This is a genomic window from Clostridium transplantifaecale (assembly GCF_900626075.1).
GTDB lineage: Bacteria > Bacillota > Clostridia > Lachnospirales > Lachnospiraceae > Otoolea > Otoolea transplantifaecalis.
In genome coordinates, this window is the sequence record NZ_UYZY01000002.1 from 798109 (window position 1) to 813837 (window position 15729).

At 51.4% G+C, this 15729-nt stretch carries 15 protein-coding genes; 14 read left to right on the top strand and 1 reads right to left on the bottom strand.

Annotated features, from left to right (window positions below; translation table 11 throughout):
- The first annotated feature begins 343 nt into the window (after nt 1-343).
- From EJL91_RS09330 to EJL91_RS25120, 13 genes are all read left to right on the top strand, one after another.
- Entirely contained in the window at nt 344-1564 is a 1221-nt protein-coding gene (locus EJL91_RS09330; RefSeq protein ID WP_125141661.1) for a 2-hydroxyacyl-CoA dehydratase subunit D, read from the top strand.
- Nucleotides 1551-2714, top strand: a complete 1164-nt coding sequence (locus tag EJL91_RS09335) for a 2-hydroxyacyl-CoA dehydratase subunit D (RefSeq protein ID WP_125141662.1) — start codon at nt 1551-1553, stop codon at nt 2712-2714. The genes EJL91_RS09330 and EJL91_RS09335 overlap by 14 nt, the downstream gene beginning before the upstream one ends.
- Nucleotides 2711-3586, top strand: a complete 876-nt coding sequence (locus tag EJL91_RS09340; protein ID WP_125141663.1) for a 3-hydroxyacyl-CoA dehydrogenase family protein — start codon at nt 2711-2713, stop codon at nt 3584-3586. The genes EJL91_RS09335 and EJL91_RS09340 overlap by 4 nt, the downstream gene beginning before the upstream one ends.
- Nucleotides 3587-3588: 2 nt before the next feature.
- Nucleotides 3589-4356, top strand: a complete 768-nt coding sequence (locus EJL91_RS09345; protein WP_125141664.1) for an enoyl-CoA hydratase/isomerase family protein — start codon at nt 3589-3591, stop codon at nt 4354-4356.
- A gap of 31 nt (nt 4357-4387) precedes the next feature.
- The gene (locus tag EJL91_RS09350; protein WP_125141665.1) at nt 4388-5638 is read left to right on the top strand and encodes a thiolase family protein; all 1251 of its coding nucleotides are present in this window, start codon (nt 4388-4390) and stop codon (nt 5636-5638) included.
- The gene (locus EJL91_RS09355; protein ID WP_125141666.1) at nt 5616-6977 is read left to right on the top strand and encodes an acetyl-CoA hydrolase/transferase family protein; all 1362 of its coding nucleotides are present in this window, start codon (nt 5616-5618) and stop codon (nt 6975-6977) included. Before EJL91_RS09350 ends, EJL91_RS09355 begins: the two co-directional genes overlap by 23 nt.
- A gap of 56 nt (nt 6978-7033) precedes the next feature.
- Entirely contained in the window at nt 7034-8446 is a 1413-nt protein-coding gene (locus EJL91_RS09360) for a sodium/glutamate symporter (protein WP_125141667.1), read from the top strand.
- A gap of 99 nt (nt 8447-8545) precedes the next feature.
- Entirely contained in the window at nt 8546-8860 is a 315-nt protein-coding gene (locus EJL91_RS09365; protein WP_125141668.1) for a (2Fe-2S)-binding protein, read from the top strand.
- A 5-nt stretch (nt 8861-8865) separates the two neighbouring features.
- Nucleotides 8866-10455, top strand: a complete 1590-nt coding sequence (locus tag EJL91_RS09370; protein WP_125141669.1) for an FAD-dependent oxidoreductase — start codon at nt 8866-8868, stop codon at nt 10453-10455.
- A gap of 4 nt (nt 10456-10459) precedes the next feature.
- The gene (locus EJL91_RS09375; RefSeq protein WP_125141670.1) at nt 10460-10804 is read left to right on the top strand and encodes a (2Fe-2S)-binding protein; all 345 of its coding nucleotides are present in this window, start codon (nt 10460-10462) and stop codon (nt 10802-10804) included.
- Entirely contained in the window at nt 10794-11918 is a 1125-nt protein-coding gene (locus EJL91_RS09380; RefSeq protein ID WP_125141671.1) for an NAD(P)/FAD-dependent oxidoreductase, read from the top strand. Before EJL91_RS09375 ends, EJL91_RS09380 begins: the two co-directional genes overlap by 11 nt.
- A gap of 15 nt (nt 11919-11933) precedes the next feature.
- Nucleotides 11934-13091 carry an iron-containing alcohol dehydrogenase family protein gene (locus EJL91_RS09385; protein ID WP_125141672.1) on the top strand — a complete coding sequence of 386 codons (1158 nt, stop codon included), beginning with the start codon at nt 11934-11936 and terminating at the stop codon, nt 13089-13091.
- Nucleotides 13092-13153: 62 nt separating this feature from the next.
- Nucleotides 13154-13279, top strand: coding sequence for a hypothetical protein (locus EJL91_RS25120; protein WP_279230037.1), 126 nt, complete (start codon nt 13154-13156; stop codon nt 13277-13279).
- A 714-nt stretch (nt 13280-13993) separates the two neighbouring features.
- Here EJL91_RS25120 and EJL91_RS09390 read toward each other — a convergent pair.
- Nucleotides 13994-14647 carry a YczE/YyaS/YitT family protein gene (locus tag EJL91_RS09390; RefSeq protein ID WP_125141673.1) on the bottom strand — a complete coding sequence of 218 codons (654 nt, stop codon included), beginning with the start codon at nt 14645-14647 and terminating at the stop codon, nt 13994-13996.
- Between the two features lie 344 nt (nt 14648-14991).
- Here EJL91_RS09390 and EJL91_RS09395 point away from each other — a divergent pair, with 344 nt between their 5' ends.
- Nucleotides 14992-15726, top strand: coding sequence for a GntR family transcriptional regulator (locus tag EJL91_RS09395; protein WP_125141674.1), 735 nt, complete (start codon nt 14992-14994; stop codon nt 15724-15726).
- Nucleotides 15727-15729 lie beyond the last annotated feature (3 nt).

Genomic DNA, 15729 nt, shown 5'->3' on the forward strand with positions numbered 1-15729 from the left:
CACACCGTACAACAGAATAGAAATTTTAATTACCAGTATGCCGTTAGGCGTCTTTATGCAAAAATGCATCAAAGATGCAAAACGGCATCATTTTTTATCTTTTTTCTCGTTTAGTACATGTCTTTTATAAATATTTTAATCAAAACAGGCCTACAATCCATTTTTTATGTTTCGTTTTATCCTGATGAGACTCTATTTTAAGGAGTATTTAAGGCGAATAAACGAATAAAAAGCAGAAAACAAAAATAATTTATCAAAAATTGTAGATTCCGGCACCGAAAATAAAACAAATGGCACGGAAATTGCTTTTAAGTAAAGCAGAAAAGGGAAAGGAGTTTACAGTATGACGTCAAAAGAAATGCTGAATCAGCTTTTGGAACAGCATTATCAAAACGCGATGGAAGCAAAACAGCAGGGGCGGCTTGTAGCCTGGGCAACTTCCATATCACCGCAGGAGCTGTTAGAGACTATGGATATTGCCGTAGTCTACCCGGAAAACCACGCGGCGGCTATCGGAGCCAGGAAATGTGCGCTGGATTTGCTTGAACACTCTGAGGCCAACGGATACTCAGTGGATATTTGTTCCTATGCACGGGTGAACCTGGGTTACATGGAGGTTCTCAGCAGCCCGGCGGGTGACATCCCACTGCCGGATCTGATCTTCTGCTGCAACAATATATGTAATACAGTGCTGAAATGGTATGAGAATATTGCAAGGGAATTGAATATCCCGATGATTATATTCGACCTTCCGTTCAACCATGAATATGAGGTGACGGAACAAAACGTGCGTTATATAAAAGGCCAGCTTACGGATGCCATCCGGAAACTGGAACAGCTTACGAAGAAGAGTTTTGACTATGACAGATTCCACGAAATTATGAAAATATCATCAGAGACGGCCAGATGGTGGAAGAAAGCTTCGCTGATAGCCAGGGCGAAACCGTCCCCCTTAAATGGGTTTGATTTATTCAACTATATGGCGGTCATTGTCTGTATGCGGGGCCGGAAAGAGGGACTGGAGCTTTTTAAACTGTGGGTAAAGGAACTGGAGGAGAAACAGGCGGCTGGACTGGGGCCGTGGAAGGACCAGGAAGAAAAGATCAGGATCTTGTGGGATGGAATCGCATGCTGGCCGTATCTCTCATCCACCTATAAGACACTCAAGAAATACGGCATCAACTTAGTGGCGTCCACGTACCCGGATTCCTGGACCATCCTGTACGAAGCCGGGGACTTAGACGGAATGGCCCGTGCCTACAGTTCGAATTATGTTAACCGGAATCTGGATTTTGGAGTGGACAACCTGTCGGAACTGGTGAAAGAATTTTCGGTGGACGGCCTGATCTTCCATTCCAACAGAAGCTGTAAGCTGATGGATTTCAGACAGTTTGAAGTGGAGCGCCGGGTAGTGGAACGCACCGGAGTGGCTGCGGTGGTTTTTGACGGCGATCAGACGGATCCAAGGGCTTTTTCCCTGGCACAGTTTGAGACCAGGATTCAGTCCCTGGCAGAGACTATAGAAGAGAAGAGGAAAAGAGGTGTGCAGAATGGGGGAGCTTGAACAATTGATTAATAAGCTGTGCCGGGCAGCCGATCATCCGAAGGAGGCCGTTTTGTGTGCCATGGAAATGAGCGGGAGAAAGGCAGTGGGCTGTTTTCCTGTCTACACGCCGGATGAGCTTGTGGACGCCGCGGGTTTCCTCCCGGTCGGAATGTGGGGAGGCGGGGAAGAGACGCCGCGCGTGGGGCAGTATCTTCAGCCCTTCTGCTGCTCCGTCATGAAGGCAAATATGTCCCAGGCCCTGAACGGAACGTATGACATGCTCTCGGCCGTCCTGATTCCCACATTTTGTGATACTCTCAAGTGTGTCTGTGAGAACTGGAAAGCGGCCATACCGCATATTCCCGTTTTCCCTATGGTCTACCCGCAGAATACGGAGAGCGCCGTCTCTTCAGAGTATCTGGAAAACGAACTGATGAGAATCAGGGGAAAGCTGGAGCTTCTGGCGGGACGGAAAATCAAAGAACAGGAACTCGCGGAGAGCTGGAACCGGTTTGAGGCATGCAGGGCTAAGAGGAGGGAGTTTACCGCATTGGCGGCGTTACACCCGGACGTGATTGGCATCGGTGCCAGGCACAAGGTTTTGAAAGCATACTATTTCATGGATAAAACGGATTACAGTGAGACACTGGACGCTGTCAATGAGAAGCTCCGCCAAAGAGCAGCGCCGTCTGCCGGGAATTTGATCCGGGTAGTGGCAACCGGTCTGATGCTGGAACCGGATGCGGTTATCAGCGCGGTGGAGAAAAACGGGCTCTGCATTGCGGCAGATGATTTGTCCCAGGAGTCCAGAAGCTTCCGCATTCCGGGAACAGGGGAGGGAACCATTCTGCAAAGGATGGCCGCGCGGTTTCTGGCACAAAGGGGTGATCCGTTCCTCTGTGAACAGCAAAAAAGCAGGGGAGGCCGCCTGATTGAACTGGTAAGACAGACGCAGGCGGACGGGGTTCTGATTGCCATGATGAAATTCTGTGAACCGGAGGAGTTTGATTTCCCCGTCTATAAAAAGGAGCTGGAACGGGAGGGGATCCCCTACCTGTATCTCGAGCTGGAACAGTCAATGAGCTCCGCGGAAAGCGTCGAGACAAGAATAGAGGGGTTTGTGGAAGTATTAAATGAAAAGCGGGAGCAGCAGGGAGGTGTGAAATGAGAATTAACAATGTAACTGTGATTGGATGCGGCACGATGGGAAACCAGATTGCCATGCAGGCCGCTCTGTGCGGATACCAGGTAAAAAATTATGATTTAAACAGGGATATGATCCAAAAGGCCGAAAAGTTCGCGTGCGATTGGTTTGCCTCCAGAGTTTTAAAAGGAAAAATGGCACAGGAGACCGCGGCAGAGGCACAGAGCCGGCTGGTATTTACCGACTGCCTGGAGAATGCGGGGGTGGGAGCCGATCTGGTGATCGAGGCGGTTCCCGATATCCTGGAAATTAAAAAACAAGTTCTGGGCTCGATCGACCGCTATACGCCGGAGCATACAATCTATGCAAGCAACAGCTCCTATATCGTGAGCTCTCTGTTTGCAGACGCGGTTCAGAGACCGGATAAGGTTGTAAACTTCCATTTTTTCAATCCGGCACTTGTAATGCAGCTTGTTGAGATTGTAAAGGGGCCGCATGCGTCCGGGGAGACAATCGACACCGTGATGGAATTTGCGGTTTCGATTAAGAAAACTCCGGTGTTGGTGAAAAAAGAGATTTACGGGTTTGTAGTAAACCGCATATTCAGCGCCGTGACAAAGGAAGCGTGCTATCTGCTGGATCAGGATATCGCATCGGCGGAGGATATTGATCTGGCGGTAAGAAAAGGGCTGAACCACCCGCTCGGACCGCTGGAACTGCTGGATATGACGGGAATCGATCTGGAATACCACGTTTTGATGGAACGTTACAAGATGACCGGAGATCCGGCGGATAAACCGTCCGCTGCAATCGTGGAGCATTTTGCAAAGGGGGAGTACGGCAGAAAGACGGGCAAAGGTTTTTACCGCTATGGTGCCAGTAAGGAGGACAGTTGAGAATGGGACGGTTTATCAGGCTGGAGATAAGAAAACACATCGCCTGGCTGTCAATTGACCGGCCGGAGGCATATAATGCGCTGTCAAGGCGGGTGGTGGACGAGCTTGACAAAGCTCTCGACAGTGCGGCGGCAGACCGGGATGTCAAAGTTCTGGTGATAAAGAGCAGAAAAAATTTCGCATCGGGAGCCGATATCAGGGAGATGGCGGATTTGACTCCCGGTGAGGCGTTAAACTTCTCTTTTGGCAGCACATTCGACAAGCTGGCCGGGATGAAAATCCCAACGGTGGCGGCCATTGAGGGATATGCCCTGGGCGGCGGCATGGAGCTGGCCCTGGCCTGTGACTTCCGTATTGCCTGTGCGGATGCAAGGATGGGATTTCCGGAAATTACGCTGGGAATCATGCCGGGAGCCGGAGGAACCTTCCGTCTGCCGCAGCTTATCGGAGAGGCAAAGGCAAAAGAACTGATTTATCTGGGAAAGCAAATCACGGCGAAAGAGGCTCTGGATATCGGCCTTGTGAACCGGGTGGAAAGCCGGGACTGCTTCTGTGATGCGGTGGAAAAACTGGCAGAATGTTTAAGCGCCAAATCCGGGGCGGCATTGGCGGCGGCCAAACAGACGATAGAAGAAAACCTGCGGGAGCCGGATCCTGGGAAGACGTCGGACCGGGAACGGAAGAACTGGGCCGCGTTGTTTGCGGGGCCTGATCAGAAAGAGGGAATGAACGCTTTTCTCGAGAAGAGGGCGCCGGAATTCCGGTATTAAAAGAAAACGAGATAAGAGAGGGGAGGAAGACATGAGAAGTGTAGTAATTGTGTCGGCGTGCAGAACACCGATCGGAGCGTTGGGGGGAGCCTTCAGGAACCTGGGAGCGCTGGATTTGACAATCCCGGTGATGCAGGCCCTGATTAAGAGGAGCGGCCTGGATGCGGCACTGCTTGACGATGTGATCTGGGGATGCAACTACCAAAAGACGTATAAGGAGAACAACCTGGCCAGGGTGGCCGCGGTGAAGGCCGGACTTCCGGTCACGGTGCCGGGAATTACGGTACACCGCAACTGTACATCGTCGATGTCCTCGGTGCAGCTCGGATTTTATCAGATTATGGCCGGTGAGGCGGACTTTATCATGGCCGGAGGCACCGAAGTGATGAGTAATGCCCCGCATATTGTTGAAGGCGCGCGCTGGGGAAAGAAACTCGGCAACTTTGAAATCCGTGATTCTATGTGGGATTCCCTTACCAACCTGGGAGTTGGGCCTGCCATGGGTATTACCGCGGAAAACCTGGCGGAGCGGTATGGCATCACCCGCGGGGAGCAGGACGAACTGGCTCTGCTCAGCCAGCAGAGGGCGTGCTGTGCTATTGATGAAGGGAGGTTCCAGGCTGAGATTATCCCCATCGAGGTAAAAGGAAAAAAGAAGACGGTTCTGGTGGAGCAGGATGAATATCCAAAGAGGGATGCATCCCTGGAAGGCCTTTCTTCACTCCGGGCCTCCTTCAAGGAAGGGGGGACTGTAACGGCGGGTAATGCGTCGGGAATGAACGACGCCTCCTCCGGTCTTATCCTGGCATCCGAAGAGAAAGCAAAAGAATTAGGCCTCCCAATTCTGGCCCGCGTCCTCTCCACGGCGACGGTCGGGGTGGAGCCCGACATTATGGGAATCGGGCCTGTCGGAGCCGTGACAAAAGCGCTTGGGAAAGCCGGACTAACGCTTCAGGATATGGAACGGGTGGAGATCAATGAGGCATTTGCGGCTCAGTATCTGGCCTGCGAGAAGGAGCTTAAGCTGAACCGTGATATCACCAACGTAAATGGCAGCGGAATATCACTGGGCCATCCGGTGGGAGCCACGGGCACACGGATTATCACGTCACTCGTCTATGAACTTCTACGGGAAAAGAAACGTTACGGCCTGGCGTCGGCCTGTGCCGGGGGCGGCATGGGAACAGCGGTGGTTCTTGAGGCACTGAAAAATGAAAATCCCGAGCCGCTTAAAAATGAAGAGCAGGAGGAGTTTTCAAATGTACAAGATGAGCGAGCTTAACATCCGTTACCGGGAAAAGCTTGTGACGGCAGAGGAGGCGGTGAGAGCCGTCAAATCGGGAGATCGCGTCCACTACGGGCTGTTTGGCGGAATTGTGCGGGAGCTTGACCAGGCGCTGGCCCTGAGGACGGAGGAGCTTACGGATGTCACAGTCTATGCCACGATATGGGGAAACGGATATATACCGGCCATTTTACAGGCGGATCCCGGGGCGGAGCATTTTCACTACTGCAATACTCATTTCAGCGCATTGGACAGGAAGATGAACAAGGAGGGGGTATGCTGGTTTGTCCCGGTGCAGTTCCGTGAAAATCCGAAGCTGTTTGCCGAAAATGTGGACGGCGGAATTGATGTGGCCATGTTTCAGGTGGCTCCGATGGATGACTACGGAAATTTTAATTTAGGGCCGCAAATCGCGGAGTATTGGGGAATTTTAAAAAAAGCAAAAACCGTGATTGTGGAAGTAAACAAAGATATGCCGGTCAACCACGGGATGCAGAATGTGATTAATCTGAGCCGGATTGATTACGTGGTGGAGGGCAGAGGCTATCCGTTAAACTACCTGGAAGCGAAACCTGCGACGGAAGTGGAACTGAAAATTGCGGAACACATCGTGCCTCATATAAAAAGCGGAAGCACGCTGCAGCTCGGAATCGGTGGGATCCCGAACACCATCGGAGCTATGCTGGCCGATTCGGATGTGGAGGACCTGAGCGTCCATACGGAAATGTTTGTGGAGGCTTATTTAAAGCTCTATCAGGCCGGCAAAATTACCAGTAGCAAAAACATTGATAAAGGAAAAATGGTCTACACCTTTGCCAGCGGCAGCAGGGAGCTGTTCGAGTTTATCGACAACAATCCTATTACATGCGTGGCTCCGGTTGACTACGTCAACGACATAGGGGTAATCGGGAGCATCGATCGGATGGTATCCATCAACAGCTGCCTGCAGGTGGATCTCTTCGGCCAGGTCAACTCCGAGTCATCCGGATGGCAGCATATCGGCGGCACGGGGGGACAGCTGGACTATGTGCTGGGAGCCTTCCACTCGAAGGGTGGACAGAGCTTTTTATGTACGCCGTCGGTCCGGATATCAAAGGATGGAAAGAAAGAATCCCTGATCCGGGCGAGACTTCCGGAAGGCAGTATTGTATCGGTGCCGAGAAGCGCGGTTCATTACGTAGTGACCGAGTATGGAGCGGTCAATTTAAAGGGAAAGACCACCTATGAAAGAGCGGAGCTTCTGATATCCATCGCACATCCTGATTTCAGGGAGGAGCTGGCTGAAGAGGCGCTGCGAATGGGTATCAGCAGAACAAGCAGCAGAGTTTTGGCATAAGGAAGAGCATTTAGTATCATTATTCATCGGCAAATCTATTACAGGGGGTAAAAGATATGACAGTTTACACAGTTTTAACAGATTTCGCATTGGCATCCTTTTTAATCTTGATTGGACAGCTTATACGCGCCAAGGTGCCATTTATCCAGAAGTATTTTATTCCGTCCAGCCTGATGGCAGGTTTCCTGGGACTGTTTGCGGGTCAGGAAATGCTTAATATTCTGCCGTTTTCCGACTCCATGGGGTCTTATACCAGTGTTCTGATGATCGTGATTTTCGCCGCTATCGGAATCAATGGATTTACGATCAACAAGGGCGTTTTAAAGAGAGAAGCGGAACGCGTGGTGGGATACGGCTTGTACAAGGGGGCGCAGAGCGCTCTCCAATGGTGGCTGCCCGCACTGGTGGGCGTGCTGGTTATCTCCAAAATCTGGCCGGACATTAACTATGGCTTCGGACTGCTTCTGGCGGCAGGCTTTTTAGGCGGACACGGAACGGCAGCCGCGGTCGGTACAACCATGGCCGAACTGGGCTTTGCCGACGCCCCGGATCTTGCGATGACATCGGCAACGGTCGGCATTCTGGCAGGCGTGTTCGGAGGCCTGATTTTTATCAAGTGGGCGACGGCAAAGGGATATACCCAGTACATAAAGAGCTTTGCCTATCTGAGCGGTGATTTAAAAACAGGAATGGTCAGCAGGGAGAACCAGGAAGTGATGGGAAAAGATACGGTTTCCTCAATTGCCCTGGATCCCCTGTGCTGGCACTTAAGCCTTCTGATGGTTCCCACGGGACTCGGTTACCTGTGCAGCAAGCTGGTAAAAAGTTATTTTGCCGTCAATATTCCAAACTACGCCTGTGCGTTTATTCTGGCCCTGCTTTTCTTCTGTGTGGCCGGAGGAAGGACAGACAGCGGAATCTATAAATATATTGACAAACGCGTTAATACGCGCATCAGCGGAACATGCACCGACTACCTTGTATTTTTCGGCGTTGCCGGAATCAAGATACCGATTATTGTGAAATATGCGGGACCGCTTCTGGTACTGATGCTGTTAGGTATCTTTATTGTATGGTTTATTCTGCGTATTTTAGGGCCGGCCATGAACCGCGACAGCTGGTTTGAACGCTCCATCTTTGTGTACGGATATGCAACCGGCGTGTTTGCAATCGGTTTCCTTCTTCTGCGCATTGTGGACCCGGAAAATGAATCCAAGACGCTGAATGATACGGCATTTACCACACCGTTTCTCACTCCGGTGGAAACCTTTGTATGGGCGGCAGGCCCCGCAATGCTGATGGGCGGCCAGCACTGGCTGTTTATAGGAATCTTTGCCGCCATGTTCTTCGGCCTTATCATCGCGGCAATGGTAATGAAGTGGTGGTATATAAAAATTCCATTATCCGAGAGAAAGGCAATTGTGAATTACAGCGCTGACGAGCGGGATCAGGAAAGCGCGGAGGCTTAGCAGGGTGTGCTGCCGGATGCAGGGGGATTATTACCCGCATCCGGCGGCATCTGTCATGGGAAAATAAAGGAACAGTTTTAAGTTACAGGAGGAACAGACATGAGAATTGAAACGCATCCGATCATTGGAAAAATAGAGAAAGGCCGGATGGTAGAATTTGAATTTGACGGCAAAAAAATAAACGGTTATGAGGGTGAGCCTATTGCAATGGCGCTTAAGGCCGCGGGAATCCAAATTCACAGATATACGTCAAAAAAGCATAAACCGCGCGGAATCTTCTGTGCTATCGGAAGATGTACGGACTGTGTCATGATCGTGGACGGAAAACCGAATACCCGTACGTGTGTGACTCCACTGGAAGAAGGAATGAAAGTACAGACACAGTACGGCGTCTCAGCGAAACCGGAGGAGTAAAAATTATGAAGAGATATGAATTAATTGTAATTGGAGCCGGTCCTGCCGGACTCTCCGCCGCGATCGAGGCGGCTAAACAGAACATGCAGGTGGTCGTGTTTGACGAGAATGCCCGTCCCGGCGGCCAGCTTTTTAAACAGATCCACAAGTTTTTCGGCTCGAAAGAGCACAAGGCAAAAACGAGGGGCTTTGTAATTGGGGAGGAATTGCTTGCACAGGCGGAGGAAGCGGGGGTGGAAGTGGTTTTAAACGCCACTGTAATCGGCCTTTACAGGGAAAAAGAAGTCTGTGTCATGCGTGACGGACAGATTGTTCATTATAAAGGAGACAACATTATTGTAGCGGCGGGAGCGGCGGAGAACATGGTTACATTCCGCGGCTGGACGCTGCCGGGAGTCATCGGGGCCGGGGCTGCCCAGACGATGATGAACCTTCACGGCGTCAAACCGGGAGAACGGATTCTGATGGTTGGTTCCGGCAACGTGGGTCTGGTCGTCAGCTTCCAGCTTCTTCAGGCGGGATGCAGGGTAGTGGGAATCATCGATGCGGCAAAGAGAATCGGCGGATATGGTGTCCATGCGGCAAAACTGGCCAGAACCGGCGTGCCATTTTATCTTTCCCACACGATCGTTGAGGCACAGGGGGATGACCATGTGACGGGAGCCGTGATAGCGGAAGTGGATGACAAGTGGCAGACGGTGCCGGGAACGGAGAAACACCTGGAAGTGGATACAATCTGTATAGCCGTGGGCCTGTCCCCGATGTCCCAGCTCGTCCGCATGGTGGGCTGTGAGACGGTGGATGATCCCGGAAGCGGAGGAATTGTACCGGTATGTAACGAGTACGGTGAAACCTCAATTCCCGGTATCTTTGCGGCCGGTGATGTGGCGGGAATTGAGGAGGCCAGCTCTGCGATGATACAGGGAAGAATAGCGGGGCTTGCGGCGGCCGAGAGAAGCGGCTACATGGACAAAGACAGGATGAGCAGAAAATTCGAGGAGGCCAACGGCTCCCTTTACCAGCTCCGCCAGGGGATGTTCAGCCATGCCAATAAGGGACGGACAGATCTTACAGAGACGGATGAGGGGTATCCGCTTTCTTCATGCCTGTTGTCGAAGGGATACGTAGATGATTCTGAAATAACGGAATTTCCCGGCGCGTCCTATAAAACCTCCGGGATTCATCCGGTTATTGAATGCACGCAGAATATTCCCTGCAATCCGTGCCAGGATGCCTGCAGGATTGGGTGTATCAAGGTGGGAGAGACCATTACATCGCTGCCGGAGGTGAAGAAGGATGTCAAATGCGTGGGATGCGGAATGTGTGTCGCCAACTGTTCCGGCCAGGCAATTTTCCTGGTTGACGAAGATTATGACGATGTTCATGCCAGTATCACAATTCCTTATGAATTTTTACCGCTTCCGGAGAAGGGCGCGGTGGGAACAGCTCTTGGAAGGAGTGGGAATAAGCTGTGCCCGGCTGTGGTGTCGGAGGTCAGGGCCGTAAAGGTGATGGATCATACGAATCTGGTTACGATGCTGGTTCCAAAGGAATTTGCAGGCACGGCCAGGTTTATCGAATTTGAGGAGGTGTAGCAGGATGGAAACTATCATGGATCGTTCAATCGATTTAGGGGAATTGATTCCACAGCCGGATGACGATGTCATTGTCTGCCGGTGTGAGGAAGTGACAAAAGGTGAAATCCGGCAGGCGGTTCACGACGGCATGCGCACATTGAATGAGGTTAGACGGTATCTGCGGACCGGAATGGGACTTTGCCAGGGGCAGACCTGCGGAAAACTGGTGCAGTCCATTGTAGCGCGGGAACTCGGGATAAGACCGAGGGATCTGGAAATGAATACGGCTAGGAGTCCGGTGAGGCCGACTGAAATGGGCGTATACGGAAACGAGGTAATTGAACAGGAGGCGGAGTATGAAGCATAATGCACAAGTGGTAATAGTCGGAAGCGGCCTGGTGGGCTGTTCCGCGGCCTATTATCTCTGTAAACAGGGCATCAAACCCATTGTTCTTGAGAAAAAAGAAATCGGACACGGAGGCTCCAGCCGCAATGCCGGAGGCGTCCGCCAGTCGGCCAGAGATCCCAGGGAACTTCCGATGGCAATGTACGCCGTACAGCATATCTGGCCCGGCCTTTCCGAGGAATTGGGGATTGATATCGAATATAAGCAGAAAGGGAACCTGCGGCTTGCCAAGACGAAGGAGCACATGGCCACATTGGAAAAAACAGCTGTAAAGTGCCGGGCGCTGGGACTTGAGATGACTATGCTGTCAGGGGAGGAAACGAGAAAAATTAATCCCTTCATGTCCGATGAGGTGATTGGATCCAGCTGGTGCCCGTCGGATGGACATGCAAATCCGCTCCTGACTACACTTGGATATTATAAAAAGGCCAGGGAGATGGGGGCCAGGTTTATTACCGGGGAAGAAGTTGTTTCTCTTAAAAAGGAAAGAGGGAAAATATCCGGCGTAGTTACAAAAAGCAATGAATATGGGGCGGAGCAGGTGATTGTTGCAAGCGGGTTTGAGAGCAGGGAGATTCTTAATTCGGTAGGAATCGATATCCCAATGCGCAAAAAGCTTTTGGAAAGTCTTGTGACGGAGGAGATGCCTTACATGTTTGACGAAATGCTGGGCGTGGCTACTTCGGATTTCTACGGCCATCAGACGAAGCATGGTTCCTTTGTCTTTGGCGGCGGTGCAGGTTTCGGCAACTACTTTGATTTTCAGAAGGAGACAATGGCTACCAGCATGACCCCGCCTGTAATCTGCCGCGGCGTCCTGCGTTATTTTCCCATGCTGAAGGAATTGAAAGTGGTGCGCGTTTGGGCCGGATGGAAGGATGAGAGCTCCGACGGCATTCCGGTGATCGGTCCGATTGAGGAAGTGCCGGGACTTTATACGGCCTGCGGCTTTTCGGGACACGGTTTCGGCATTGCCCCGGCAGCGGGAATGGAACTTGCGAACCTAATTGCCGGCGGAAAAAGCGCTCTTGATTTGAGTGAACTCAGATATAACCGTTTTCTGCCGGCCAAATAGAACGGAGGGAACACGATGAAAGAATTTACATTTAACCTGCCTGTCAAAATCTTTTTTGGGGAGGGGATCAGCGGGGACTTATCAGACCTGGCACGCCGTTACGGGGCAACCAGGGTTATTCTGGTAACGGACCGGGTAATTGGAAAGACAAAGGGATTTGCCGCAATTGAGGCAGGCCTGAAAGAAAAGGCAATACAGACCGTGGTTTACGATGAAACGGAGCCGGAACCGCCGGTGGACGCGGTGGACAGGGCGGCTGCCGTCATGAGGGAAAGCGGCTGCCAAATGGCCGTTGCAGTGGGCGGAGGCAGCGCCATAGACAGCGCCAAGGCAATGTGTATGCTGTGCACGAATGAAGGTTCCGTAAAAGAGTATCTGTTTGGTGGTACCCGCACAGTGGAAAAACGTCCCCTTCCACTGGTCTGCGTTCCTACAACGGCGGGGAGCGGCAGCGAAGTGACGGCATCCAGCGTAATTTCTGATCCGGAGAGGGGAATTAAGCTGTCTATTACCCACGAATGGCTGATTCCGCTGGCCGCGGTAATCGATCCCATGATGCATAAGGATATGCCTCCTGTTATAACGGCGTCTACGGGTATGGATGCGTTGACGCATGCCATAGAGGCGTATGTTTCCAGGAATGCGGAGCCTTTGTCGGATGCGCTGGCTCTTGCCGCCATCCGTCTGATAGCCGAAAATATCAGAACCGCAACATACCGGCCGGACTGTATGGAGGCCAGGTCGGGTATGGCCCTTGCAAGCGTGATGGCCGCTGCGTCCTTTGTGAACGCCGGGCTGGGTGCGGTCCACGGAATTTCCCAGGCTATGGGCGGAGTCGCCCACGTCTCCCACGGTATCGGCAATGCTCTGCTCCTGCCGTTTGTCTGCGAGGCGAACCTGCCGGGCAATATGGAACGGTATGCACAGATTGCCGCGCTTCTTGGGGAGAGAACGGAGGGATTGACAGTGCATCAGGCGGCAGGATGCTGCGTGGAGGCAATTCACCGTATGATCAGGGAGCTGAGACTGCCTGCAACGCTGCACGAAGTAAAGGTGACGAGGGAAATGTTTCCGGAGATTGTGAAGGGAGGCATGGAATACCGGCTGATGCCGTTGAATCCGGTGCCTTTAAAGGAAGAGGATATATATGCGATTCTTGAGAAGGCTTTTTAGGGTTTAATTGAGATGTGAGGACGCCTCTGTAAGACGGCGGACGGGGGAGTGGGAGGGTGTATATGAGTCTTCAGTCCCGGTTTGAAGAGTGTGGCGAGGGGGAATCCGGAGAAAAAAATTCCTGCGGGGACACGCTCTCGCTTGTGAAGCGCGCAGCGGATGCTAAGACGCCAAAAAACGACGTCTAAGCACCGGCGGGCTTCAAGGTCACCCTTCGGAACGTTTTTCTCCTTCTTCCCCGGGCAGGTTGTCGACGGGACTGAAGACTCAGGGAAGGTGATTGCCCCGTCCGCCGGCTTCAGGGGCTGATTGTCTCTTTCGTCAAGTGCGGAGGGAGGTATTGTCGCGGCCACTATGGAGTCGTGAATCTTTTACCTTATGAAGGTATTTCTGGCTGGATTCAGCGAAAGATCCAAAGCTAAATTTAAGGATTAATCATAAAATTCGCTGGTTATTCAAGGATAGGTCAGACGCTAAAGCTCAGATTCATCAACTTAATATCATACAGGAGGCATTCTCCTGAAATTCAAGGAAACGTAGTGGCAGCGACAGTACCTTTCCCCTTGAAGGAATAAGAACAGATCAGCGGCCGCAGGCCGGGGTACGGGATGGCGAAAACCTTCGCGTCTTCAGTCCCGGGCCATAACCTTCCTGTGGGGAAGAAGGGAGAAAAAGATTCCGCAGGGAACCTGAAGTTCATCGGCACTTACCGAGGTATTTCACGAGGTTAGTACCGTTATGTACTTCGAAGAGCGCGAGCGTTTCCCGTAGGAACTTTTTCTGCCCGGATTCCCCACCCGCGACAACCCACAGCCCGGGACTGAAGACTCATAACCCTCCCTCTCACCATCCCGCCCCCCGGCCGTCCCGGCGGCGTTCTCTTTCCTCAATTATCCCCCTTTTTATAATCCTGCCATCTTCTCCATCGTCTTTTTCAAGAAGTGATTAAACAACGCAATAAACCGCCCCACCCCGACCATAGCCAGCAGGGTACCGATCCCAATTGCCGCAATCTCTCCGGCGGCCAGATAGCCGAGCAGGGAGGACAGAATGACACAGGCTCCGTCGAGCACGTTCTTGCCGAAACCGACGCCGCGGTGCAGGGCATAACCGGTTGCCTGGGCCATTCCGTCGCCCGGGTTGGGAACCAGCTTCATATTGACGGTCATAACGACACCCAGGGCGGTGATGATAATGGCCGCCAGAAGCAGAATGAGATTCTGCCACAGGGTGGGGTAAGTGATGTTCAGGATATCACTGAACAGATTCAGAAGCATGCTGAACAGGAAACTGACCGGAATCTGCAGTAAATCCAGCCATGTTCTGGTGCTGCCCTTAAGTAAAAACTGAAGACCCACAAAAACGGAGTAAACTGCAAAGGTCATCATTCCGAAATTCAGGTTCCATATGCAGGAAATGGTAAATGGGATGGAGATAATCGGGGATACTCCCAGACCGGTTTTGGTATTCAGCGTGATGCCGGCGGCCAATATTACCATTCCTATGACGTAGATAAGGATACGGAAACACCACGCATGTTTCTGATTTGTGTTCATAATAGTTCGTTCTCTTTTCCTGTTATTCTTTTGTTCGCAGTACAGACCGGGCATTTTCTTCATTAGAATTTTGTACCGGATTATGCTCTTTTCCCTTTATTCTAGTATCTTCTGCATGAATTTTCAAGAAGTTAATCTCACGGCTTTGAAAAAACGTCCTGCAATAAAAGCAGTCCATTTCACCCGCAACAAATGCTTAGTGCGATATTGCTTGTGAAATCGAATCAAATTGTTCCGGATTTCAGTCGTAAAACAAAGAAAAGCTTGACATTGTTATATCGTGTTGTTATCATTAAAACATAAAATAATACAATTAAAATACAAAAAAGAGCGGAGCTGAGACAATGGAGATGACCAGTAAGAAAAAAGGACCTTTATATTATACCGTGAAGGAAGGAATAAAGGAACAGATCCGTAAGGGGGAGCTGAAAAAAGGGGAAGTGATCCCGACCGAAAAAATGCTCTGTGAAGAATATCAGGCAAGCCGGGTTACCATCCGCAGAGCGATAGAAGAGCTGATAGAGGAGGATGTTCTGGAGCGGGGGTTTGGCAAGACGGCGACGGTAAAGTTTGATAAGGTGCCGAGAAAAGTGAATAATCTCACCAGCCTTCAGGAGGAGATGGAAAAGATTGGGGTAAAATGCACCTCTTTTATTCTGAATTCCGAGATAATGGAGGCCCCGCCGGAGGTGGCGGAGGAGATGAAGCTGCCAGAAGGCGAAAAAGTAATGAAGATTGAGCGGCTTAGATATGCCAATGAAAAGCCGCTCTGCTATCAGGTACTTTACCTCTCGGAGCGCCTGTGCGGAGCGCTGGAACCGGCCAAGCTTGTTTCCCAGTCACTGTACAGAATTCTTGAGCAGGAGATGGGGATACGAATTAAGCGGGCGGATCAGGTCATCCAGGCCGTGACGTCGACATACCGAATTACCGCGCTTTTAGAGCTGCCGTCACAGACGAGCATGCTGTTTGTCAAAAGAATTGCCTATACGGAAGCTGAGGAATGCCTGGAGTATTCGGAGAGCTTCTATGTGGGGGACAGATACAATCTGACAATGTCGCTTTTCAGGGAGATATAGCCC

Coding starts and splice junctions, on each gene's coding strand:
- EJL91_RS09330 (WP_125141661.1), top strand. CDS start 344: ATGACGTCAAAAGAAATGCTGAATCAGCTTTTGGAACAGCATTATCAA.
- EJL91_RS09335 (WP_125141662.1), top strand. CDS start 1,551: ATGGGGGAGCTTGAACAATTGATTAATAAGCTGTGCCGGGCAGCCGAT.
- EJL91_RS09340 (WP_125141663.1), top strand. CDS start 2,711: ATGAGAATTAACAATGTAACTGTGATTGGATGCGGCACGATGGGAAAC.
- EJL91_RS09345 (WP_125141664.1), top strand. CDS start 3,589: ATGGGACGGTTTATCAGGCTGGAGATAAGAAAACACATCGCCTGGCTG.
- EJL91_RS09350 (WP_125141665.1), top strand. CDS start 4,388: ATGAGAAGTGTAGTAATTGTGTCGGCGTGCAGAACACCGATCGGAGCG.
- EJL91_RS09355 (WP_125141666.1), top strand. CDS start 5,616: ATGTACAAGATGAGCGAGCTTAACATCCGTTACCGGGAAAAGCTTGTG.
- EJL91_RS09360 (WP_125141667.1), top strand. CDS start 7,034: ATGACAGTTTACACAGTTTTAACAGATTTCGCATTGGCATCCTTTTTA.
- EJL91_RS09365 (WP_125141668.1), top strand. CDS start 8,546: ATGAGAATTGAAACGCATCCGATCATTGGAAAAATAGAGAAAGGCCGG.
- EJL91_RS09370 (WP_125141669.1), top strand. CDS start 8,866: ATGAAGAGATATGAATTAATTGTAATTGGAGCCGGTCCTGCCGGACTC.
- EJL91_RS09375 (WP_125141670.1), top strand. CDS start 10,460: ATGGAAACTATCATGGATCGTTCAATCGATTTAGGGGAATTGATTCCA.
- EJL91_RS09380 (WP_125141671.1), top strand. CDS start 10,794: ATGAAGCATAATGCACAAGTGGTAATAGTCGGAAGCGGCCTGGTGGGC.
- EJL91_RS09385 (WP_125141672.1), top strand. CDS start 11,934: ATGAAAGAATTTACATTTAACCTGCCTGTCAAAATCTTTTTTGGGGAG.
- EJL91_RS25120 (WP_279230037.1), top strand. CDS start 13,154: ATGAGTCTTCAGTCCCGGTTTGAAGAGTGTGGCGAGGGGGAATCCGGA.
- EJL91_RS09390 (WP_125141673.1), bottom strand. CDS start 14,647: ATGAACACAAATCAGAAACATGCGTGGTGTTTCCGTATCCTTATCTAC.
- EJL91_RS09395 (WP_125141674.1), top strand. CDS start 14,992: ATGGAGATGACCAGTAAGAAAAAAGGACCTTTATATTATACCGTGAAG.